Origin of the sequence: Streptomyces spinosisporus (genome assembly GCF_022698145.1) — a bacterium.
In the GTDB taxonomy this organism is placed as follows: domain Bacteria; phylum Actinomycetota; class Actinomycetes; order Streptomycetales; family Streptomycetaceae; genus Streptomyces; species Streptomyces spinosisporus.
Genome location: NZ_JALDAX010000028.1, coordinates 51,168 through 72,992 on the forward strand (window position 1 = coordinate 51,168; position 21,825 = coordinate 72,992).

Sequence of the window (21,825 nt, forward strand, 5' to 3'; positions counted from 1 at the left end):
AGCCTCAGTGGTCGAGCGGCATGGTGGCGCTCTTGTGGGCGTCTCCGAAGTTCCAGAAGGGGACGACCGACGGGATGTGGACGGTGGCGGTGACGGTGACCTCGTCGCCGCTGGTCGACGCCGGGCATCCCTTGACGTCGACCCAGCTGCTGACCGCGTCCTGGCACGCCTGTTCCGCCCCCTGCTGCAGCGAGGCGCTGCGCGCGCCGGCGCGTGCGGCCGTGCCCGCCTGCTGGGCGACGTAGGCGATGAGGCCGAGTTGTACGGCGGCCAGCGCCACGAGCAGCAGGATCGGCAGGAACCCCAGGTATTCGAGGGCGACCTGACCGCGGTCGCGGCTCTTGCTCCCGTACGACATCTCAGTTCGTCCCCTCCTCCACGGCGCCCGCGTGGCCCTTGACGGTGAACGGGAAGCTGATCGTGCCGGGGAAGAGGACGGGGACCTCGATGCTGACGTCCGAGGTGATGTAGCCGGTGCCGAACCCCCCGCACCGCGCGGTCGTCCCTTCCTTCCACGCGCCCGACAGCTTGTCGAGGCCCGCCTGTTCGCACTTCCCTTCGCCGTCGTACTCGGCCGCCGTTCCCGCCCGGACCGCCTCGTCCGCAGCATTCCCCGCAAGCGTGAACGCGTACCCCACGAGTACGAGCTGCCACAGCACCACCAGCGTGACAATGATCGTCGGCGTCATGCCCAGGAACTCGATCGTGACCTGCCCCCGGTCCCGCTCCTTCACAGCCATCCCCGTCACCCCCCTCACTCCTTGCGCCGCCGAAAACTCACCGATCCCCGGTCCCCGCCCCGCAACCGCCCGCCCTTCTGGGCGCCTTCGGCCACCTTCACCAGCCCCAGCTCCCCCGCCAGCCCCCAAAGGGCCTGCTTCACCGCGCCCTTGCTGTCCAGTTCGTGGATGCGGCCCGCGTCCACGGCCCCTTGCAGCTCCTTGAAGTTGGCGGGGATCACGGTCCCGGCGACGGCCGTCCCCGTGATGCGCTGGATCAGTGGCGGCTGGATCTCGGTGCCGCGGGTGTGCCGGTTGACGACGACCGTCGTCTCCTCCGCCTTGCGGATCTGCAGCCGGTCCCACATCCGCACCATCCGCTTGGCGCCGCGCACGGCCACCACGTCGGGTGTGGTGATCAGCAGCGCCTGGTCCGCCATCTCGACCGCCGCGGCGCCCGCGCCGCTGAGCTGCGCCCCGCAGTCGATGACGACGACCTCATAGCGGGAGCGCAGTGCGCTGACGATCTGCCGGGCGGCCCGGTCGGTGACCTCCTCGCCGCGTTCGCCCTCGCCCGGCGCGAGCAGCAGGGCCAGGCCCGTGTCGTGCCGGAAGACAGCGTCGGCGAGGACCCGGGGCGAGATGTCCGTGATCGCGGCCAGGTCCACCACCGAGCGGCGGAACTGCACGTCCAGATACGAGGCCACGTCGCCGGCCTGGAGGTCCATGTCCACCAGGGCCGCACTGCGTCCCGACGCCTGTGCCGCGAGGGCGAGTTGGATCGAGGTGAGCGTCGCCCCCACACCGCCCTTGGCCCCGCACACGGTGACGACGGTGCCGCCGACGCCGGTGAACACGTCGCCGCCGGAGCCCAGATGGCGCCGTACGCCGACCGACCACTGGGCGACGGCCTGGACGCGGCTGGCCAACTCCTCGTAGCTGAGGGGAAGGGCGACCAGTCCGCGCGCGCCGTAGTCCATGGCGGCCTGGAAGAGGCCGGGGCTCGCGTCCGAGGTGACGAGGATGACTCCCACCGCGGGGAAGCGCAGGGCGACTTCGCGGATCAGCTCGAGGGCCGGGACCGGGCCGATCCGCTCGTGCACCACCACGACCTCGGGCAGTTCGTCGACCGACTCGGCGGCCAGCCGCGCGAGGGTGTCGATGAGCTGGGTCGAGTCGACGACCGGCGCCACCGGTTCGGCGTCCGGGAGTTGGCTGAGCAGTGTCGTGATGGAGCGGACCGCGTCCACGTCACCGACTGCCGGGAGGATCCTCGTGGGCATGCGGGCCTCTCACTTGTCCTTCGCGAGCTGGTACGTCCGGTCCTGGTCGGGGACCGTGGTGTCGCTGCCCGGCGCCACCAGGGCGAGCCGGACCCGCTGGGCGAACGACTCGGCGTAGGTGATGCGTTGGGCGTCGAGGGTGGAGAGGGCGAAGGTGATCGGGACGGCGTCGGTGGGCTGCTGCTGGTTCTTGTTGTTCTCGTTCGGATCGAGCGCGGTGATCCTGCCGACGTCGATGACCTTGGCGTTGGTTACGATGATCTTGGACTGAGCGGGGTCACCCTCCCGTTCGCCCTCGAAGGTGGCGTACACGTTGACCGTGGAGCCCGGCGTGATCTTGCCGGCGACGCCGGTCGCCGCATCGATCATGATGGCGACCTCCTGCTGCCCGGGCTGCAGGGCGGGCTGGTTCACGATCATGTCGCTCTGCAGCAGGGAGCCGGCCTGCAGAGTGGTGACGGCGATCTTGCCCTGGATCTCGCGCAGGTTGGTGACCGCGTTGTCGGACAGCCAGCGCTTGGGCATCTTGATCTTCTCGAACTGGCCCGTGGTCAGCTGGGTGTAGGGCGCCACGTTCGACTTGACCCGGTAGGCGGTGACCTCTGGACCCACCTTGGACTTCACGTCGCTGATGACGGACAGGACGCCGGCGAACGCGCCGAGGGCGCAGATGACCGACAGAAGCAGGAGTAGCACGCCGCGGCGCTGACGGGAGTTCATGAACCGTACAACCTCATTGGGGATATCGGTCGAGCGGAATAGAACGGTCTGTGGCGGAACGCTCTTTGGCGGAACAGAACGGTCCTTGATGGTGCGAGCGGTGCACCGGGCCGAAGGGACGCGAGTCCCGTCGTGCGTCCTGTGGTTCAGGACTCACCCGGCGGGGATTTGGTTCTTCAGGAGCGGTGGTGTCGCGGAGCAGAAGACGCAGCGATCGCCGATGACGTCGATGCCGCACCAGTGGCAGACGCCCTGCCGTACCGAGGTGACCAGCTGGTACAGCACGGACAGGTCGGGGAGATAGGCGGCGAACTCGATCAGCTTGCCCGTACCCCACCAGGCCTGTGACTCGGCCGGCAGCGGGGCCTCCCGTAGTCCCTGGACGCTCCAGGACTGCGCAAGGGTTGCAGTGACCCAGTCGGACTGCAGCTGTCCCTTGGCCACCAGCATCCAGGTGCCGAACTCCGGTCCGGCGAGCGCGGCCTCGGGTCCGATCCGCACCAACTGCGGTTCGGGATGCGCCAGTACGCCGAACTGGCTGCCCGGTACCCAGGACTTGGCGTGCGACTTCAGGCCCACGGGGACGCGGTCGAGCCGGGCGACGGAGGCGAGCAGCGCACCGCAGTGGATGTAGTGGGTGAGCAGCCGGCCGGCGGAGGCGAGCACCCCGGGAGACAGGTCGCAGGAGCCCAGCTGTCTCAACTGCCGGGCCAGGACGGCCAGTCCGAGCGGGGGCAGGTCGGGACGGAACAGGGCGATACGGTCGCTCTCCAGCAGCGAGCGGATGGTGTGCAGCCGCCGCTCCACCCCGCGGGAGACCGCCTGGGAGCACACGACGATGAGATGCCCGTGCTGGTCGATCAGGCCCTGCACCGTGGCGAGCGCCTGCTCCAGCGGCTGTACGTCCAGGTCCGGCAGGACGACGGCGGGCAGGGTCCGCTCATCCTGCGGTGGCAGCGCCATGTCGGCACTGGTCACGGCAATGGCAGTTGGCACGCGCAGCTCCCCGTGTTTCGCCGCGGGTGTACCGGTGTTACCCCGGTGCACCGAGATGACTTCACTGCGTGACTACCTCAGCACTGTATCCACGCCTCTGTGACCGGAGAACAGCGTTTCTGTAGCTGGTGGGCAACTGTCGTTTCACAAGACACGTCAAAACGGGGCAGGTTGAGCATCTCGCCGGTCCCATTGCGACTCTGGGCCTCCGACTGGGCCTTCGACTGGGCCTTCGATTGGGGCCCCGGGTTGGGCCCTCGGGCCCACGCCGCCCGACCTCCCCCACGCCTACCGTCGCGTCCATCGGCAGCAACCACACCACCCGCCACGGAGGAGGGGTGCGCATGTCTCGCGGGGGAGGCATACGACCGCGTACACGACGCAGACAGGTCCACGACGACCGGGGCGCACCACGCGGACATCCCTACGGCGACCGGGGCGCGACCGGCACCGAGTACCTCGGGATGGTCGTGGTCAGCGCGGCGATCGTGCTCGGCATCTCGGCCACCGGCCTCGGGCAGACGATCTACGACAAGCTCAGCGCCGAGATCTGCAAGGTGGCGGGCGGCGGCAACTGCGGCAGCGGCAACGAGAGTTCCGACAAGCCGCTCACCGACGCGGACTTCGAGCCCGCCCTGTGCCAGGTCTCCTCGGTCACCGACAAGGCCGGCTCCAAGGCCAAGATCCTTTTCTGGGAGATCGGCAACGAGTACGGCTTCCAGGAGCAGCACCTCAAGGCGAAGACGGACGTCAACCACGACGGCAAGGTCGACGACAAGGACGAGCTGGTCTATCTGACCTTCACCGACGCCGCGTCCGTCGGCGCCAAGAAGGACTTCAAACCGGGCATGAAGGTGGGCAAGTTCGGCGCCGACAAGGTGGAGCTCGGCCTCGGCATCAAGGTCACCAACGGCGACACCTGGGTGTTCGAGAGCCCCGACGAGGCCAAGCGGTTCCGGGACGACGTCGAGAAGCTGCAGATGTACCAGATGCGGCGCGAGATGCCCGGCGGCGCGGAGGCCAGCCTCGGCGACAGCATCGCGTATCTCTTCGGGACGGGTCCGCTCAAGGACGAGGAGGAGACGGAGAAGCGGGTCAAGGACCACCTCGGCGACAACCGCAAGATCACCTACGGCAAGGTGGGCCTGGACGCCTCCGCGTCCGCGGGCATCAAGTTCTCCCTGGCCGACGAGAAGAAGCTCAGCGCCACGCTCGGCGGGAACTTCAAGTACTCGCCCGAGGTGACCTGGACGGACAACGCCTACAAGAACACCAAGTCGTACACCTACTCCTCGTCGATCGAGTACGGCACGAAAGTGGGCTACGACGCAGGGCCCCTCAGCGGCGAGTACTCGGCCTCCCGCACCCAGACCGGCACCGTCACGGTCACCTACGACAAGGGGACCGGGAAGCTGGTCCGGATCGACATGACCCGCACGGTCGAGGACGGCGGGCAGAAGGACGGCGCCAAGGTCGGCGGCGACAACGGCAAGGAGAAGAAGGACAAGCGGGGCGGCAGCGTCGGCGAGAAGGGCACGGACAGCTCCACCGGCATCGAGATCGTCACCAACTCCGTCAGCTTCGACCCCGGCGCGAAGGGCGACAAGGACCGGGCGATCGCCGAGCAGTGGCTGGACGGCAACAACGAGCAGATCGCCACGCCGTTCCAGTACATGTTCGACGGCCACGCCCCGACGAGCCGGCCGGGCGCCGACGACCCCTTCGGGCAGCTGATGTTCGACAAGGGCCGGTCCAGCCGTATGACCTACACGGGCGAGGTCAACGCGGCCGAGTACGGCTTCGAACTGAACCTCGGCCTGAGCCTCGGTCTGTCGGTCAGCACCGAGAAGAAGTCCGAGACGCTCGACGACGCGCAGTTCCTGGGCGCCCCCCGCGGCACCAGCCGCACCTACCTTCCCTACAGCTACTGTGCGAACTGACGAGAGGGGAGCTCCCGCTGATGAAGACCCGCCGTACGCTCCTGGCCGCCGGCCTGCTGACCGCGCTGACCGCGTTGCTCGCCGGCTGCGGCGACGGGGGCTCGGACTCCGCCGCCGTGCCCGACGGTTGGGGGACGCTGAAGACCAAGGGCGTCGATGTGTCGTACCCGAAGGGCTCCGACGGGTACCAGGAGCAGAGCGGCGCCGAGCGCAGCAAGTACAACGCGGCCGCTGCGGTCCGTACCGAGGACGGCCGGACCGTCTCGATCATCACCGTCCAACTCGGCTTCACGCAGGCGGACTCGGCCGAGCAGGCCGCCATCGGCGCGGAGGCCGGAATCCAGATGGGCGCGAGCGTCAAGGGCGACAAGGACGTGAAGCTGGCCGGCACGGACGAGGCCAAGCGGATCGACTTCTCCTTCAAGTCGGCGGGCCAGGACGACGATCCGCCCAAGGGCACACCGGTCAAGGGCGTGATCCTCACGGGCCTGGACTCCTCCGACACGACCTTCGCCATCCGCATCGACGCGGTCGCGGGCAAGCTCTCGGACGCGGACCTGAACAGGATCATCAAGTCGGTGGAGGTGCACTAGCCGTGCACGTACCGGGTGGTGGATACGTCGTACTCGTCCTGCTCATCGCCCTGTTCGGGGCGATCGCCCTGAAGTACGCGAGGCGCCTTGCGACCGTGGCGCGGGTGCTGCGACGCGGGGAGCGCGCGCCCGGGGAGTGCGTCCGCGTGGAGAGTGAGCCGTACAACCGCTCGGACGCCACCCGTCACTTCTTCGCCTTCTCCACGGCCGACGGCACGCGGGTCGAGTTCGAGGACCTGGCGAGCTGGTCGACCGACGAGGGCACACCGGTCACCGTCACCTACGACCCGCGCGACCCGCAGGGCACGGCGACGGTCGCGGGCCGGGGCACCTGGTCACCGGTCCTCCAGGCCCTGGCCCTGACGTTGGGCTGCGGCCTGGCGGCGCTGGGCTTCACGATCCTGCTCTGCTACGAGGCTTTCGGGTCCTTCGGAGGCGGCTGATGGCTCTCATACGTTCCTGGGCCGTGGGCGTGCTCGTGCTCGTGGTCACCGAGTTCATCCAGGTCAGCGCGGTCTACGACAAGGTGGTGGGCCCCGAGGGTGTCGACTCCTTCGGCACGGCCCTGGCCTTCGTGCACATCCCGAACCTGTTCTGCGTGGTCCTTGCGACCTGGGCCGCCGCGCGGGTGCATCCGCAGCCGTGGCGCCATGTGCCCGTACACCATGTGGCGGCGGCGTGCGCGGTACCGGCGGCGGGGCAGCTGCTGGTCCTCTCGCTGCGGCCCGACGTGGTCAGCGTCTCCAGTCTCGCGCTGTGGATGTCGACGGGGGTGCTGCTGGCGGGGTGCTCGATGGGGTTGCTGTTGGACAAGTGGTGGGAGGGGCGGGAGGCGTGAGGGTCCGGGTGCGCGCGAGCGCGACCGAACACCTGTGAATCCGGAGGCTGTTGGCTGTGAGTCTGGGGAAGTTGGTCTGGACCTCTTGACAGCTCAATTGGTCTGGACCAACTTGTTGTCATGTCCCCTCACATCAGATCGGCACGGCTCTGGGCCTCAGTGGCCACCGCCGCCCTCGCCCTGTCCTTCGCGGGCGCGGGCCAGGCGTCCGCAGCGGACGTCAACAACGCCAGGAACTCCGGCTTCGAATCCGGCCTCGGCAACTGGACGTGCAGCGCCAACAGCGGCACGACCGTCTCCTCCCCGGTGCACGGCGGCACGGCCGCACTGAAGGCCACGCCCGCCGGGCAGGACAACGCGCAGTGCACCCAGTCCGTCGCGGTCAAGCCCAACTCGACGTACTCACTGAGCGCCTGGGTCCAGGGCGGCTACACCTACCTCGGCGTGACCGGCACCGGCACGACGGACGTCTCGACGTGGACCCCCGACTCGTCGAGCTGGAAGCAGCTGACGACGAGCTTCACCACCGGCTCGTCGACCACGTCGGTGACGGTGTACACCCACGGCTGGTACGGCCAGGCGCCGTACTACGCCGACGACGTGTCGGTGTACGGCCCCGACGGGGGCGGCGGCAGCGACCCGAACCCCACGGTCCCGGCGACCCCGGCCGGCCTGTCCGTCTCCTCCACGACCTCGTCCTCGGCATCACTGTCGTGGAACGCCGTGTCGGGCGCCACGGGTTACAACGTCTACCGCAACGGTACGAAGGTGACGGCGGTGACCGGCACATCGGCGACCGTGACGGGCCTCGCGGCCTCCACCTCGTACTCCTTCCAGGTCACGGCGACCAACTCGGCCGGTGAGTCGGCCAAGTCGACGGCGGTGACCGCGACGACCACCTCCGGCGGGGGCAACGACGGCATCGCCCTGCCCAAGCACGCGGTGACCGGCTACTGGCAGAACTTCAACAACGGCGCGACGGTCCAGAAGCTCTCGGACGTCTCCTCGCAGTACGACATCATCGCGGTGGCCTTCGCGGACGCCACGACGACGCCGGGTGCGGTGACCTTCAACCTGGACTCCGCGGGGCTCGGCGGCTACAGCGTCGACCAGTTCAAGGCGGACATCAAGGCGAAGCAGGCCGCGGGCAAGAAGGTCATCGTGTCCGTCGGCGGCCAGAACGGCACGATCTCGGTCAACGACTCGACGTCGGCCACGAACTTCGCCAACTCGGTGTACTCGCTGATGCAGACGTACGGCTTCGACGGCGTGGACATCGACCTGGAGAACGGCCTCAACGCCACCTACATGTCGCAGGCGCTGCACTCGCTCGCGTCGAAGGCGGGGTCGTCGCTCGTCCTGACGATGGCACCGCAGACGATCGACATGCAGTCGACGTCGAACTCGTACTTCCAGACGGCGCTCAACGTGAAGGACATCCTCACGGTCGTCAACATGCAGTACTACAACAGCGGTTCGATGCTGGGCTGCGACGGCAAGGTCTACAGCCAGGGCTCGGTCGACTTCCTCACGGCCCTCGCCTGCATCCAGCTCGAAGGCGGCCTCTCCCCCTCCCAGGTGGGCCTCGGCCTCCCGGCCTCCACCAGCGCAGCGGGCAGCGGCTACGTCTCCCCCACAGTCGTCAACAACGCCCTCGACTGCCTCACCAAGGGCACGGGCTGCGGCTCCTTCAAGCCGTCGAAGACGTACCCCGACCTCCGCGGCGCGATGACGTGGTCGACGAACTGGGATGCGTCGGCGGGGAGTTCATGGTCGAACACGGTGGGGGCACACGTGCACGCGCTGCCGTAACCGAGCGGTTCTCTGGTGCCCTTGCCCACGTGATGGTGGGTCAAGGGCACCGTCCGCTCCCGCTTCAGAAACTCCCGGAGGCGAGATAGGCACGGGATTTCACCAGCTCAACGGCGGAAGCCCGGAAGCTGATGCCGGAATCCCCGGACCCGAGAGACGTACCCTGCCGGCAAACCCGAACACCCGTCACGCCTGTGAAAACGAAATAGAACTCGAAGGCGTTGGACCCCGTGGGGCGTTCTCGCGTCTCGAACCCCAAGGTCGCGGAGCTGCCACGCTCGTCGAAGTGCACGTAGAAGAGCCGGCATGTGTCCAAGAACCCATCAGAAGGCAGAAGCTCCCGCCAGTCAGCGTCCATAGAACGTGTACACCTCCGTTCCGGGAAGACTCTCGTACAGCCGGGTGTCCACCTTGCTCACAAAGCGGTGAGGACCACTGTCCGTACCGTCCGCCTGCGCCTTGAACGCACTCACATGACTGAGCGTCGCGAGATCATGGCACTCGAACTCCAGGGCCACGCCACGCCCTTCGACGGAAACACGCATTCGCTTCTCATCGCCGTAAGGCTCCATCACCACGTCACCGGACGTCGGCGGAACCCAGCGGGCGAGCGAAACTTCCGTCACGTCCAGGAACGCCAACTGACACTGGACCGCGTCCATCCCGGCGTCGAGCCACTCCCGAGGCGCCCCTGCCGGAAAGGACGGCAGATCGACGCGAAGCGTGACGGTAGGCCCGATGGGGCTCAGATTGACGGACCTGATCGCGACGCCGCGCAGGTCGGGAACGCTGCCGTAGAGCGACAGAAGCGCCTCGGGATTCACCAGCCGGCTTTCAAGGGTCATACAGACAGCACTCCGGCAGCATCGTCCTGGGAAAGCTCCAACAGTGCCTCGTGCGCGAACACATCCAGATCGTCCGCATATCGGGGCAGATCAGGACGGTCGGAGCAGAAGGTGATGTACGCGGTGAGAATCTCATCGTCGAGCCCACCGCTGGACAGCGAAACATACCCGCGCACTGGCCACTTCCGCCCCTCCGGCACCGCCGCCAGGGCGGAGCAGGCATAGCCGAGAGAGCGGCGCAACAACATCTCGATCCGCTCGGTCCCTGATCGCGGAAGGTCGTAGTCCACCATGCCGCGGCCGTTCACCGCCGCCTCGTGCTGGACTACGTCCTCAAACTCCCGCGTACCGCCCCCGGAGTAGCCGGACCGCAGCAGCTTCAGAAGTTGCGCATCACCCTCCACGATCCACCCTCCCCGCACCACGGCGAGGAACTGCTCCGGCACGTCCTCTTCCCGAGCCCGAGGTGCGCGGCCTCCGAGAAGAGCGGACATCCGGGTATTCATCCTCACGCGGTATGGTCCAGCCAGCGGGTCAAGGCCTCACGCGTCCGTGAAGGGATGGCTTCATTGCGGGTCATACTGACCCCCATCTCCCTGAAGGACGACACCTGTTCCGCGTGCTGCAAGCACACGATATCCGTCCATTTCTGCCCCTGTGACCCTCGCACGATGACGGTGCCATCGAGCGAGAGCATCACAAAATCCGGATGCCCGAGACCCCGCCCCGTCACCTGGGCCTCAGCTCCGGCCCCGGCAAGGTCCCACTCGGATCGCAACGACACCTCCGCCCACCACGAGACCTGCTGCGTATCCCCGTCCTGACCACTTGTGGTCATCGTCGTCGCCGCCGCAACGAAGAACCGCGGATCCTCCCTGTCGAACAACCCTCGGCCCGCGCAGAGCAGATACCACTCGCGATTCACCCGCTCCCGGAAATCCTCCGCACCGTTCTCCACACTCACGGCCCACTCCCGACCACCAGCAGCCGCCGAATCCGCAAACGCAGCTAGGCGTGGCGGCACAAGCGGAGCGGAGACGTCTGCCATACCCAGGTAATTCAGTCCCGCCGCGGCAAGCCTCTGCGTCAAGCCGGCTTCCTGCACGAAGATCCCTTCGATTGCACAACGAGGAGTCGTGAGCGGCCCCCAGTCCAGCACGGCAATCGCCCCATGGTGTCGCCCCAGAGGGCCAAGCCATCCTCTCCGTCCTCCATGGCGAGCTGGGCGCCGGTAGCCGCGCCGGGCGGCATCCTGATGCGCAGGCAGACGCGCTCGATGGTGAGCTTGCCAAAAGATCGCCAAGCCCGCCCACGGGTCGGCCCTGAGCTGGACCTATACCTGGCCCCGGACCCGAGTGTCGCCGATCACAACGCCTCCGCCGGTCCCGTCGGTAGCGCCTTCGGCGGGTAGCTGCGCAGGACGAGGGACGTGGTGACGGGGCCGTAGCGGGCGAGGGAGTCCACGATCTGTTCGAGGCGTTCGGCGTGGGAGCAGTGGACGTCGAACAGCAGGCAGTCCTCTCCGGTCACGCGGAGGGTCGAAACGACCTCGGGGGTCTGGGCGGCAAGGGTGAGTGCCGGGGACAGCTGCGCGTGGCTGGTGCGCAGCCGTACTACGGCGTGGATGTTCAACCCGACTGCGGCCGGGGCGACGACGGCGCGATAGCCGGTGATGACCCCGCTCTTCTCCAGGCGTTGGATGCGGGCGCCGGCCGCCGGCTGGGAGAGCCCGACGCGGCGCCCGACCTCGGCCCCGGTCAGCCGCCCCTCGGTCTGGAGCAGCTCCAGGATGAGCCGGTCGATCTCGTCGAGTGATTCCATCGTTGTCGCATCCACTTTCTTTGAGATCACTTGCCGGGCCGGTACGCCGCCGCTGATTCATCGAGAATCACCCCCATGGCACCCCGCACAGCGCGGGCACCACGACGAGAAGGGCAGTACGTGATGGTCGCCTACGTCATCATCCCCGGGATCGACGGTTCGGATGAGCGGCACTGGCAGAGCCTGTGGGAGACGCAGTGGGGTGCCTCGGCGGTCCGGATCGCGCCGGCCTCGTGGAGCATGCCGGACCTCTCCGACTGGGTTGCCGCAATCCAGTCCGCCTACGAGACCGCTTCCCGGCGGGACAACCAGGTGGCGTTGGTGGCGCACAGCCTTGGCTGCTGGGCGGCTGCGCACTGGTTGGACCGGGCGCGACCCGACGGGGTTGCGGCGTTCCTGGTCGCACCGCCCAACCCCCAGGGACCGGCGTTCCCGCGTCACAACGCATCTACGTTCCTGGACCTGTCCGCGCACCCCTTGCCGTGCCGGAGCCTGCTGGTGGCCAGCGACAACGACCCCTACTGCGACCCGACCACGTCCGCCTCCTTCGCGCACGGCTGGCAGGCGCAACTGCACCTCATCGGACGTCACGGCCACCTCAACTCCGACAGCAGCCTCGGCGACTGGCAGACGGGCCTGGACCTCCTCCGCACACTCGTCGACCACTGAGGCGACCACTGAGGCGACCGCTGAGGCGACCACTGAGCCGACACCGAGTCGACCAATGGCTCGATCACTGAGCCGACCGCCCAGACACCCCGCCGAGCCGCCCTACGCCCGAGGCCTCATCGACACCAACTTCCCCCACACCACCAGCCGATACCGCGACGTGTACTCCGGCGTACAGGTCGTCAGGGTCAGGTAGTAGCCGGGCCGGCTGTACCCATAGCCCGGCTTGACGATCGAGCGCGGGATCGGCCGTATGACGCCGGAGTCGCGGGCCGCGGTCTGAGGGAGGGTCTTGTCGACGGCGTAGGTGTACGTCGCGGTCCTGGTCTCCACGCGTACGACGTCCTTCGCGCGCAGCCGGTTGATGTACCGGAAGGGCTCCCCGTGGGTGTTGCGGTGCCCGGCGAGGGCGAAGTTGCCCGCCTGGCCGGGCTGTTCGGTGCCTCGGTAGTGGCCGACGTACCCCTTGTTGAGGACGTCCTGCTTGCTGACGCCCTCGGCGACGGGGACGCGGAGACCGAGGCGGGGGATGGTGAGGATGGCGTAGGCCTGGGACCAGTCGGGGCGTGACTGCCGTGCGGCGGTGGCACGTTGGGCACCGGAGCCGGCCGCAGCGCCCGCACCCCCATCCCGCTCGGACGACGAGGACGACGAGTACGGCGCGGACGGCGCGGACGGCGCGGACGTGGCGGACCCGCCACCCCCACCCCCGTCAGTCTCCCCATCCCCCCACTCCCGCTCCAACGCCTCCACCTTCCGCTCGGCCCCCCGCCGCGCCTCCCGATTCGTCCACCACAACTGCTGGACGACAAGAAGCAGGAGTACGACGCCCACGGTGACAAGGACCTCGCCCCCGGTCCACCACACGCGCCGCCGCCGCGCCAACCGCCGCCGACTGCTGTGCTGCACGACCGGAACGCGCATGCGTACGCCCCCTTCACCGAGCCGCACGCACGATAGGGGCAGCGTCCTCAACTCACCAGAGAAACCCCCGTTCGAGACTTCGTACAGAGGTTTTAGAAAGTGGTTTGAGAAAGCGCTGCCAGAACCCTCGACAACCCACCCCCCGCCCCCGATGCTGTCGTCCTGGCATGAACAGGACACGCAGACAAGCGGACTGGGAGCAGCCATGATCCGACGCAGAACCCTGCTGACCGCAGCAGGCGGCACCCTCCTCGGCAGCGCCCTGGCAACCGGCACCGCACACGCAGAGGCACAGGCACACGCACACGCGGACGCCACGATCGCCATCAACCCAAAAACCACATACGGCACTTGGGAGGGCTGGGGCACCTCCCTCGCCTGGTGGGCCAACGTCTTCGGCGCCCGCGACGACTTCGCCGACATCTTCTTCAGCACCAAGTCGACGACGTACAACGGCACTTCACTCCCCGGCCTGGGCCTGAACATCGCCCGCTACAACCTCGGCGGCTGCAGCTGGAACACCGTGAACGGCGAGAGCATGGCCGTCTCCCCCAACATCCCCTCCTTCAAGCAGATCGAGGGCTACTGGCAGGACTGGAACAACGAGGACCCGGCCTCCTCGGCCTGGAAGTGGACGGCGGACGCCACCCAACGCGCGATGCTGACGAAGGCGGTGGCCCGCGGCGCCACCACCGAGCTGTTCGCCAACTCCCCCATGTGGTGGATGTGTCTGAACCACAACCCCTCGGGCGCCGCTGACGGCGGCAACAACCTCCAGCCCTGGAACTACCGCCAACACGCCTCCCACCTCGCCGCGGTGGCCCTGCACGCCAAGACCAACTGGGGCGTGAACTTCGCGACGGTGGAGGCCTTCAACGAGCCCTCGTCCTCGTGGTGGACGGCCACCGGCACGCAGGAGGGCTGCCACATCGACGCGACGGTCCAGTCCGCCGTACTGCCGTATCTGCGCAGCGAGTTGGACAAGCGCGGCCTGACCGGCACCAGGATCTCCGCCTCGGACGAGACCAGTTACGACCTCGCGCGCACCACGTGGAACTCCTTCTCGTCCACCACCAAGGGCTACGTCGACCGCGTCAACGTCCACGGCTACCAGGGCTCCGGCGGCCGTAGAGACCTGCTCTACACCGACGTGGTGACGACGGCCGGCAAGGCGCTGTGGAACTCCGAGACCGGCGACAACGACGGCACGGGCATCACCCTCGCCGGCAACCTCCTCTACGACTTCCGCTGGCTCCACCCCACCTCCTGGGTCTACTGGCAGGTGATGGACCCGTCCTCGAACTGGGCGATGATCGCGTACGACGCGGACACGCTGCAGCCGGGCGCGGTCACGACGAAGTACTACGTCATGGCCCAGTTCAGCCGTCACATCCGCCCCGGCATGACGATCCTCGACACGGGCGTCAGCTACGCGGCCGCCGCCTACGACGCGAGCGCCAGGCGCCTGGTGATCGTGGCGGCCAACACCGCCGCCTCCGCACAGACCCTCACCTTCGACCTCGCCGGCTTCGCCACGGTCAGCGGCGGTTCGGGCGGCCTGGTGCCGCGCTGGAACACGGTGACGACGGGCGGGGACATGTACAGGTCGTACTCGGACACGTATGTGAACGGCAAGACGGTGGCGGTGCCGTTCGCGGCGAAGTCGGTGCAGACGCTGCAGATAGACGGGGTCGTGCTCTGACACGGCACGGGGACCGACGGAGACCGACTGCTGACCAGCACGTGCCTCCTCCTTGTCACTGATCGGCAGTACGGTTTCCCTCATGCGCCCCGACACGCCTGCCGAGAACGCTGACCACACCGCCGAAGCGGCCCGCCTGGAGCGGACCGCGGGCCTGTATCCCGAGGACGCCGAGGCCCTCCTCCTCCAGGCCGCGGCCCATCTGGAGCTGGCCGGCGACCGCCCCGCCGCGACCACGCTCTACGACCGCCTGCTGTCCTCCGCGGACGGCCTGGAGAAGCCGTATCTGGTACGAGCCCTCAAGGCCTCGAACCTGTGGGAGTACGGCCACGAGGCCGAGGCCCGCGCGATCATCGACGGCGTCCGCGCGGCCGCGCCGCGCGACCCGGCCCCCTGGGTGATGGTGGCGGAGGCGCTGGAGGCGCACGACGAGCTGGAGGCGGCACAGGAGACGTTCACGGAGGGCGCGACCCTCCTGCTCAGGGACGTCGACGAGCCGCCGTACGCCACACACCCGCTGCTCTTCGGCCGCCACCGCGTACGGCGGATGCTGGGCGCCGACCACGACGACTGGGACGTACTCGCCGACACCCTGCACTCGTCCCCGGTCTCCCTGGACGAACTCCACGACCCGAAACGCATCTGGTCCCTGGGCTCCGACAACCCCCAGGAACTGGCCGCCGAGATCTCCCGCCTCCAGGCCGAACTGGGCACCTACCGCGAGGCGTTGTCCCGCCCCTTCCCGGTAGCGGTCCTCCACTGGCCGGCCTCGGAACTGACGGAACTCGTAGAGGCGTACCCCACCCTCGCAGCCGAGTACCCCTCCCACGAGGAACACCTGTCGACGATAGAGGCCTCGCTGAGGGAACTAGCAGCCTCCGGCACCCCGAACCTGGGCATCGTGACCGGCACGGTCCCCTCCTACGAGGCCTTCGCCGCCTCGGAAGCATCATCCCCGGCAGACGTAGACCTCCTCCCCCAGTACGCCACAACCCTCGCAGCGCGGGGCCGCGCGGAGGAATGGCCGCCACAGCGCGGGGCTGCTTGTTGGTGCGGATCGGGCAACACGTACGAGACGTGCCACGGGGCATAACCCCGCACCCGGCACACACGCCCACCCACCCACTCACCGAAAGCCGCTAACCACGGCCGGCGTGCCCGCCCCCCCCTGACGCGCCCACCACCCCCGGCCACGAACCCTCCCACCGCCCGCCCTCACCCCCTCGGCCCCCCCGCTCTCCCCGGGCCGCCCGCTCGCTTCTCCCCCGTGCTGGAGCGGCCTGGGTCAAGGGTGGCCCGCAGGGCCATCGCCGCAGGCGACGCACAGCGCCCTTGACGCAGGCCACTCCAGCACGACCCTGCAAAAGAAGCGGGCGGCCTACGGCGACGTATGGCACACGGTGCTGCACGAAGCTCCCTACAGCTCAGGCCGCCCCCTACGCCTACCTGTCCGAAAGCGATCATCTTTCACCGGAAGAACGTCAATTGTCAGTGACTGCTGTTAGAACAGATCCATATCGACGCGAGAGCGAAGCGCGAGGGATCAGGGGGGAGCAGTCGTGGCGGAATCGGGGGGCCCGGCACAGCCGGTCGCGGGTGTCTATGAGCAACTCATCACGAAGACCCTGCACGACCGGATGGAGCAGCTCGAAGCGGCGGGCTGGAAGGCCATCGCCGAGGAGGTCAGCGCAGAGTCAACGCCACACGTGCTGGCCCGCCACATCGGAGAGGCCGTAGGGCGCAGGCTCAGTCAGCTGCCGCAAGACAAGCAGGTCGGCGTTGCCAACCAAATCCTGCAGTCATTGGCGTTGCACGCCCCAGACCCGGACATGGAGGACGTTGCGGGCGCCATCACCGACGGCCCACGGCAGCTCCTGGCACTAGCGGAGCAGGAGGCTCCCGGTGTCTACGCACTTCGTCCTCTGACTCCTCTTTCTGAAACCGCGCTGATCACAAATGCTCCCGACGATCCAAGCCTGGGAGCGGAGCTGAGAGCCGAGCTCGCCACGGCGGACAGGATCGACCTCCTGTGCGCTTTCGTGAAGTGGTACGGCATACGAGTCCTGGAGGACTCGCTCCGCGCTGCGAAGGAGCGTGGCGTCCCCATCCGGGTCATCACAACCACCTATATCGGCGCGACCGAGAAGCGTGCGCTGGACCGCCTGGTACGCGAGTTCGGCGCCGAAGTGAGGGTGAACTACGAGCTTCGCACCACGCGGCTCCACGCCAAGGCATGGCTTTTCCGACGTAACACCGGCTTCGACACGGCGTATGTAGGCAGCTCCAATCTGTCGAAGGCCGCGCTGCTGGACGGCCTGGAGTGGAACGTACGACTGTCATCGGTCGCCACTCCGAGAGTGCTCGACAAGTTCGAGGCGACCTTCGACGCCTATTGGGCTGACGCGGCATTCGAGTCGTACGACCCCGACCGTGACGGCGAACGACTGGCCGAGGCTCTCGCCCGGGCTGGCGGAACCGGCACGGGTGGCGAACTGAAGATCAGTCTCTCCGGTCTCGAGGTGCACGCACTCCCCCACCAGAAAGACATGCTGGAGCGGCTCCAGGTCGAGCGCGAGGTGCGCGGTCATCACCAAAATCTCCTTGTCGCGGCAACCGGCACCGGCAAGACGGTCATGGCAGCTCTCGACTACCGAGCTCTACGCAATAAGCGTGGCGGAGAGCTGCCACGGCTGCTCTTCGTCGCGCACCGTAAGGAGATCCTGAGGCAGTCCCTGCGTACCTATCGCGAAGTGCTCGACGATGCGTCCTTCGGTGAACTGCTCCACAGCGGACAGGAGCCGCAAGACTGGACACACGTCTTCGCCAGCGTTCAGTCCCTCAACCTGCGCCGGCTGGAACTGCTTGATCCCGAGCACTTCGACGTCATCGTGATCGACGAGTTCCACCACGCGAAGGCCGATACGTATCAGCGAGTCATCGCGCACTTCAAGCCGAAGGAGCTACTCGGCCTCACGGCAACCCCGGAGCGGATGGACGGGGTCAATGTGCAGGACGAGTTCTTCGAAGGTCGAATCGCCGCCGAACTCCGACTGTGGGAGGCCCTGGAGAACGACCTGCTGTGTCCCTTCCACTACTTCGGGATCCCAGACGGAACCAACCTGACCAACCTCAACTGGCGATCGGGCACGTACGACCGTGACCAGCTCGGCAATCTGTTCACAGCCGACCACGCCCGTGCCCGCATCGTCATCAAGCAGGTCGAGGACAAGATCTCCGAACCTGCCACCATGCGCGCCCTCGGCTTCTGCGTCACCAAAGCGCACGCGCACTTCATGGCCGCGTGCTTCCGCAAGGCGGGCTTTCAGGCAGCGGCTCTCGACAGCGACTCGTCGGCCGAGGTGCGCGAGCGCACGCTGGACGACCTGAAGGCCGGCCGGATCCAAGTGATCTTCTCCGTCGACCTGTTCAACGAGGGCTTGGACATCCCAGACGTCGACACTCTGCTCCTTCTACGGCCCACGAACAGCGCCACCGTCTTCCTCCAGCAGCTCGGGCGCGGTCTGCGCCGAACGCCGAACAAGCCGGTGCTGACCGTGCTCGACTTCATTGGCCAGCACCGGGCGGAGTTCCGCTTCGAGGAACAGTTCCGCGCGCTGACCAACCTCACTCGCAACCGCCTGGTCGACAGCATCGAGCGAGACTTCCCCCAGTTGCCTTCCGGCTGCCAGATCATCCTTGAGGGCAAGTCCAAGGAGCTCGTGCTCAACAACATCCGCACGCAGATCAAGGCGACTGTCCAGTCCCTCGCCAAGGAAGCCAGGGCCTTCAACACACCGACCCTCGCCGACTACCTCAGGGAGAGCCGCCGCGAAATCAAAGAGCTTTACAAGAACGGCAACAGTTGGACCTCGGTTCTTCGCCGGGCAGGCCTTGTAGATGAACCATCGCCGCCGGGAGAAGCAGCACTGCTCAAGCGCGTCCACGCCTTCCTCCACGTGGACGATCCCGAGCGCGCCCAGGCCTACTTGCGCCTCATCGCTGATGATGCCCCCGCGTACGAGTCTCTGCCGCCGATCGACCAGGCATACGCGCGCATGCTCTTCTTCAATCTGTGGGACGACGCGGGCGGCTTCACCAGTTTCGAGGAAGGCCTTGAATCCTTGCGCACCCAGCAAGTGTTCCGCGATGAGCTGCGCCAGGTACTGAACTGTGTCATCGAGCAGGCCGACCATGTTCCGATCTCGCTGAAGGGCCCTCACAGCAACATCCCCTTGAAGGTCCACAGCGCATACAACCGCTCTGAGATCCTGGCCGCCCTCGGCGTGGCTCGCCTCGGCGGCCAGATGCCCCGGACGTTCGCTCAGGGAGTGCAGTGGGTCGAGCATCTCCAGACCGACGCCCTGCTCGTCACGCTCGAAAAGAACGAGAAGGACTTCTCCCCCACGGTCCGGTACAAGGACTTCGCACTGAGCCCGACCCTCTTTCACTGGGAGTCCCAGAACGCGACAGCCGAGAGTTCATCCACAGGTCTGCGTTACCAACACCATGAAGAGCAGGGCAGCCACGTCCTGCTCTTCATGCGCCGCTACAAGAACACCGACATCGGCAAGTCGCATCCCTGGATGCTCCTCGGCCCGGCGACGTACGAGGAGCACACCGGCAGCAAGCCGATGGCGATCACCTGGCGGCTGAAGCACGAACTCCCGGCAGACGTGTGGACCTACTCCGCCATCGCGGCTGGGTAAGAAGGGGCCAGCGCTGTCATCCCGTCAAAGCGGCAAGTTTTCGGGTTCTGCAGCTTCCACCTCGAACTGGGATTCCGCACGTTCGAGGGCCTCGTCTACATCGCGCCCATGAGCTCTCATCCAGTGAAGGACGTCGGCGATGAGGTCGATCGCCGCGTCCTCCACCACGCTCAAGGCGCCGAAGCCTGCTAGCCGCAACCGTGCCGCCTCGCAGCCATAGACACTCAGCAAGGTCTCGACTCGATGGACACGAGCTCCGCCGGAGTGCCCACTGTCTGAAGGCAGCCCTGTCGCCAGCTCGCACCACGTCACCTTGCGATCCTCCTGGAGTTGCACGCCCCAACGGTCGGCGACAGCACCGACCAGCGCCATCCCTCTGCCGGATTCCGCCTCCAGCGCAGCGTCGACCAGAGTGGGAAGGGCGCGGGTGTCGGGGTCGTGGACCTCGATCCGCAAGCGAAGTCCACTCATGGAGACAGCAAGCGTGGTTGGAGTGCCGGTGCCGACGTGGTTGATGACATTGGACACCAGCTCGGTCACACAGAGCTGAGCGGCGTCGATGATGTCATGCAGCCCCCACTGCCCCAGGTGGAAACGCACGATCCGACGCAGGGCTGCCGCCTCCTCCGGCTCCGCGGTGAAGGGAAGGCTCCAAGGCTTCCTCGATACGCCTGCGATGCAGTCCATCCTTCAACTCCCCTACCTTGGTTTCGACTTACAGGCCGCGATTGCCCGCACACAGAGAGTTGCACTGGAACTCTCAAAATGGAACTCTCATTTCGAGGGAATGGTGGTGCGGGCTGCCTGCGGGCGCCCCCGGCGCGCGCCACCTTGCCGTTCGCCGGGGCAGCCAGGACGATCTGCTGGATCGACATGAAGGGCTGTTACACATGGCAGTTGGACCCACGACTCGCAGGCGCCAGCTAGGTGCCGACCTTCGGCGTCTCCGTGAGCACAAGGGGCTGACCCTCGAAGAGGCGGGCGCACGCGTCGGCATCTCGAAGGCAACTCTCAGCCGCTACGAGACTAAGGAGGGCGCGGTCAAGTGGCCGGCTGTGGACGCCCTTTGCCGCGAGTACGGCGCTTCCGATGAGGAACGCGTCGCCCTTGTGGAGCTCGCTAAGGGCGCCAGGATCCAGGGCTGGTGGCGGTCACTGGCCGACCCGATCCCGGAGTCGATGAACCTCATGCTCACGCTTGAGGACGAGGTCGTACGCGAAGATCACTACGCGTGCATGTACATCCCCGGCCTCCTTCAAACGCGCGCCTACGCCGAGGCCGTTCATCGAGCGTCTGAGGCCCAGTGTCCGGAGCGGGAAGTGCAGCACATGGTCGACATCCGCATGAAGCGGCAGGAGCTTCTTGAGCGAGATGAACCACCCCACATCTGGTGCGTGATCGACGAAGCTGCGCTTCGGCGCTGCGTGGGTGGTCGCGACGTCATGCGGGACCAGCTCCAACACCTGCTCGCCATGGCGCAACGGCCTCACATCACAGTCCAGGTACTCCCCTTCGCAACAGGCGCACACGCAGCGGCCGTTGGGAGCTTCGCCGTCCTGCGGGGGCCAGCACCAGAACTGGACGTGGTGTACGTAGACCTGCTTGGCGGAGGCCTGTTCATGGAGAAGCGCCCCGAACTGGAGCGTTATAGGTTGGCGTTCGAGTACCTCAGCGCCCAGGCGCTCGACCTCGAGTCCTCGGCGAAGTTCGTCGACCGGACAGTCAGGGAGTCTTGATGACGACGCCTCCAGTGCAGCACTGGTTCAAGTCCTCATACAGCGGTGGCAGCGGAACCGAATGCGTCGAGTGCTCCCATGCCAACAACGACATTTCGGTGCGCGACTCCAAGCAACTAGAAGGCCCGATCGTGACCGTCAGCCACCCAGCCTGGACGGTCTTCATTCGCAGCCTGGGCCGCAGCGATGCTCTCGGCTGATATGCGGCCTAGCCGACGATGCCTGAGGCACCACATGACCGCTGCTCATGCGTCGCACGACGTTACGACGCGCCATAAACCCTGACTGAGTACCCAGCGTTCTGCGCACCCGCAACCAACCAACGCCGCTCCATAGAGGGCGCTCGGGCGCCGTATAGAGCGTCACGTGTCACTCCCGTCTGCACGTAGCGATGTGGCAAGTTCTGGCAAGCTTCTATCCCTCGCAAATGCCCATTCGGCAGGCTCTGGCATACGGATCATCGCCCATGACGGAGGTCGACAGCATGGCGCTGCGCAAGCTTGGCAAGGATCCCGAGAGCC

At 67.1% G+C, this 21,825-nt stretch carries 22 protein-coding genes; 11 read left to right on the forward strand and 11 right to left on the reverse strand.

Annotated features, from left to right (window positions below):
- Positions 1 to 4: 4 nt before the first annotated feature.
- The 5 genes from MQN93_RS40895 to MQN93_RS40915 all read right to left on the reverse strand — a co-directional run bounded on the left by MQN93_RS40895 (position 5) and on the right by MQN93_RS40915 (position 3,718).
- Positions 5 to 358, reverse strand: a complete 354-nt coding sequence (locus tag MQN93_RS40895; RefSeq protein ID WP_242713477.1) for a TadE/TadG family type IV pilus assembly protein — start codon at positions 356 to 358, stop codon at positions 5 to 7.
- 1 nt (position 359) lies between these two features.
- A complete protein-coding gene (locus MQN93_RS40900) occupies positions 360 to 740 on the reverse strand; it encodes a pilus assembly protein (RefSeq protein WP_242713496.1) in 381 nt (126 codons plus the stop codon).
- Between the two features lie 14 nt (positions 741 to 754).
- A complete protein-coding gene (locus MQN93_RS40905; protein ID WP_242713478.1) occupies positions 755 to 2,002 on the reverse strand; it encodes a CpaE/TadZ family protein in 1,248 nt (415 codons plus the stop codon).
- A 9-nt stretch (positions 2,003 to 2,011) separates the two neighbouring features.
- Positions 2,012 to 2,722: a Flp pilus assembly protein CpaB gene (gene cpaB, locus MQN93_RS40910; RefSeq protein ID WP_016437715.1), complete on the reverse strand. Its 711-nt coding sequence runs from the start codon at positions 2,720 to 2,722 to the stop codon at positions 2,012 to 2,014.
- Between the two features lie 153 nt (positions 2,723 to 2,875).
- The gene (locus tag MQN93_RS40915; RefSeq protein ID WP_242713479.1) at positions 2,876 to 3,718 is read right to left on the reverse strand and encodes a hypothetical protein; all 843 of its coding nucleotides are present in this window, start codon (positions 3,716 to 3,718) and stop codon (positions 2,876 to 2,878) included.
- A 344-nt stretch (positions 3,719 to 4,062) separates the two neighbouring features.
- Between MQN93_RS40915 and MQN93_RS40920 the strand changes: the two genes are divergently transcribed.
- The 5 genes from MQN93_RS40920 to MQN93_RS40940 all read left to right on the forward strand — a co-directional run bounded on the left by MQN93_RS40920 (position 4,063) and on the right by MQN93_RS40940 (position 8,901).
- Positions 4,063 to 5,658, forward strand: a complete 1,596-nt coding sequence (locus MQN93_RS40920) for a hypothetical protein (protein WP_242713480.1) — start codon at positions 4,063 to 4,065, stop codon at positions 5,656 to 5,658.
- Positions 5,659 to 5,678: 20 nt separating this feature from the next.
- Positions 5,679 to 6,251: a hypothetical protein gene (locus tag MQN93_RS40925; RefSeq protein WP_242713481.1), complete on the forward strand. Its 573-nt coding sequence runs from the start codon at positions 5,679 to 5,681 to the stop codon at positions 6,249 to 6,251.
- A 2-nt stretch (positions 6,252 to 6,253) separates the two neighbouring features.
- On the forward strand, positions 6,254 to 6,694 hold the full coding sequence (locus tag MQN93_RS40930; protein WP_242713482.1) for a DUF3592 domain-containing protein: 441 nt from the start codon (positions 6,254 to 6,256) through the stop codon (positions 6,692 to 6,694).
- Entirely contained in the window at positions 6,694 to 7,089 is a 396-nt protein-coding gene (locus tag MQN93_RS40935; RefSeq protein WP_242713483.1) for a hypothetical protein, read from the forward strand. The genes MQN93_RS40930 and MQN93_RS40935 overlap by 1 nt, the downstream gene beginning before the upstream one ends.
- A gap of 120 nt (positions 7,090 to 7,209) precedes the next feature.
- Positions 7,210 to 8,901 (forward strand): chitinase, encoded by a 1,692-nt coding sequence (locus MQN93_RS40940; RefSeq protein ID WP_242713484.1) that lies wholly within the window; start codon positions 7,210 to 7,212, stop codon positions 8,899 to 8,901.
- A 347-nt stretch (positions 8,902 to 9,248) separates the two neighbouring features.
- Here the strand turns inward: MQN93_RS40940 and MQN93_RS40945 are convergent, their stop codons facing one another.
- From MQN93_RS40945 to MQN93_RS40960, 4 genes are all read right to left on the reverse strand, one after another.
- Complete coding sequence (locus tag MQN93_RS40945; RefSeq protein ID WP_242713485.1) at positions 9,249 to 9,746, reverse strand: Imm50 family immunity protein; 498 nt, start codon at positions 9,744 to 9,746, stop codon at positions 9,249 to 9,251.
- Positions 9,743 to 10,192 carry a hypothetical protein gene (locus MQN93_RS40950; RefSeq protein WP_242713486.1) on the reverse strand — a complete coding sequence of 150 codons (450 nt, stop codon included), beginning with the start codon at positions 10,190 to 10,192 and terminating at the stop codon, positions 9,743 to 9,745. The genes MQN93_RS40945 and MQN93_RS40950 overlap by 4 nt, the downstream gene beginning before the upstream one ends.
- Before the next feature lie 62 nt (positions 10,193 to 10,254).
- Positions 10,255 to 10,710 (reverse strand): hypothetical protein, encoded by a 456-nt coding sequence (locus tag MQN93_RS40955; protein WP_242713487.1) that lies wholly within the window; start codon positions 10,708 to 10,710, stop codon positions 10,255 to 10,257.
- A 401-nt stretch (positions 10,711 to 11,111) separates the two neighbouring features.
- Positions 11,112 to 11,567 (reverse strand): Lrp/AsnC family transcriptional regulator, encoded by a 456-nt coding sequence (locus tag MQN93_RS40960; RefSeq protein ID WP_242713488.1) that lies wholly within the window; start codon positions 11,565 to 11,567, stop codon positions 11,112 to 11,114.
- Between the two features lie 123 nt (positions 11,568 to 11,690).
- Here MQN93_RS40960 and MQN93_RS40965 point away from each other — a divergent pair, with 123 nt between their 5' ends.
- On the forward strand, positions 11,691 to 12,236 hold the full coding sequence (locus MQN93_RS40965) for an RBBP9/YdeN family alpha/beta hydrolase (RefSeq protein ID WP_242713497.1): 546 nt from the start codon (positions 11,691 to 11,693) through the stop codon (positions 12,234 to 12,236).
- Positions 12,237 to 12,338: 102 nt separating this feature from the next.
- Here MQN93_RS40965 and MQN93_RS40970 read toward each other — a convergent pair whose 3' ends face one another.
- On the reverse strand, positions 12,339 to 13,160 hold the full coding sequence (locus MQN93_RS40970) for a class E sortase (protein ID WP_242713489.1): 822 nt from the start codon (positions 13,158 to 13,160) through the stop codon (positions 12,339 to 12,341).
- Between the two features lie 205 nt (positions 13,161 to 13,365).
- Between MQN93_RS40970 and MQN93_RS40975 the strand changes: the two genes are divergently transcribed.
- The 3 genes from MQN93_RS40975 (at position 13,366) to MQN93_RS40985 (ending at position 19,568) form a co-directional block, all read left to right on the forward strand.
- Positions 13,366 to 14,862: a glycoside hydrolase gene (locus MQN93_RS40975; RefSeq protein WP_242713490.1), complete on the forward strand. Its 1,497-nt coding sequence runs from the start codon at positions 13,366 to 13,368 to the stop codon at positions 14,860 to 14,862.
- A gap of 82 nt (positions 14,863 to 14,944) precedes the next feature.
- Positions 14,945 to 15,955, forward strand: coding sequence for an SEC-C domain-containing protein (locus tag MQN93_RS40980; RefSeq protein WP_242713491.1), 1,011 nt, complete (start codon positions 14,945 to 14,947; stop codon positions 15,953 to 15,955).
- Positions 15,956 to 16,499: 544 nt separating this feature from the next.
- Positions 16,500 to 19,568, forward strand: a complete 3,069-nt coding sequence (locus MQN93_RS40985) for a DEAD/DEAH box helicase (RefSeq protein WP_242713498.1) — start codon at positions 16,500 to 16,502, stop codon at positions 19,566 to 19,568.
- Between the two features lie 24 nt (positions 19,569 to 19,592).
- Here the strand turns inward: MQN93_RS40985 and MQN93_RS40990 are convergent, their stop codons facing one another.
- Positions 19,593 to 20,255, reverse strand: coding sequence for an ATP-binding protein (locus MQN93_RS40990; protein ID WP_242713492.1), 663 nt, complete (start codon positions 20,253 to 20,255; stop codon positions 19,593 to 19,595).
- Positions 20,256 to 20,458: 203 nt separating this feature from the next.
- Between MQN93_RS40990 and MQN93_RS40995 the strand changes: the two genes are divergently transcribed.
- Positions 20,459 to 21,304: a helix-turn-helix domain-containing protein gene (locus MQN93_RS40995; protein ID WP_242713493.1), complete on the forward strand. Its 846-nt coding sequence runs from the start codon at positions 20,459 to 20,461 to the stop codon at positions 21,302 to 21,304.
- A complete protein-coding gene (locus MQN93_RS41000; RefSeq protein ID WP_242713494.1) occupies positions 21,304 to 21,504 on the forward strand; it encodes a DUF397 domain-containing protein in 201 nt (66 codons plus the stop codon). The genes MQN93_RS40995 and MQN93_RS41000 overlap by 1 nt, the downstream gene beginning before the upstream one ends.
- Positions 21,505 to 21,825 lie beyond the last annotated feature (321 nt).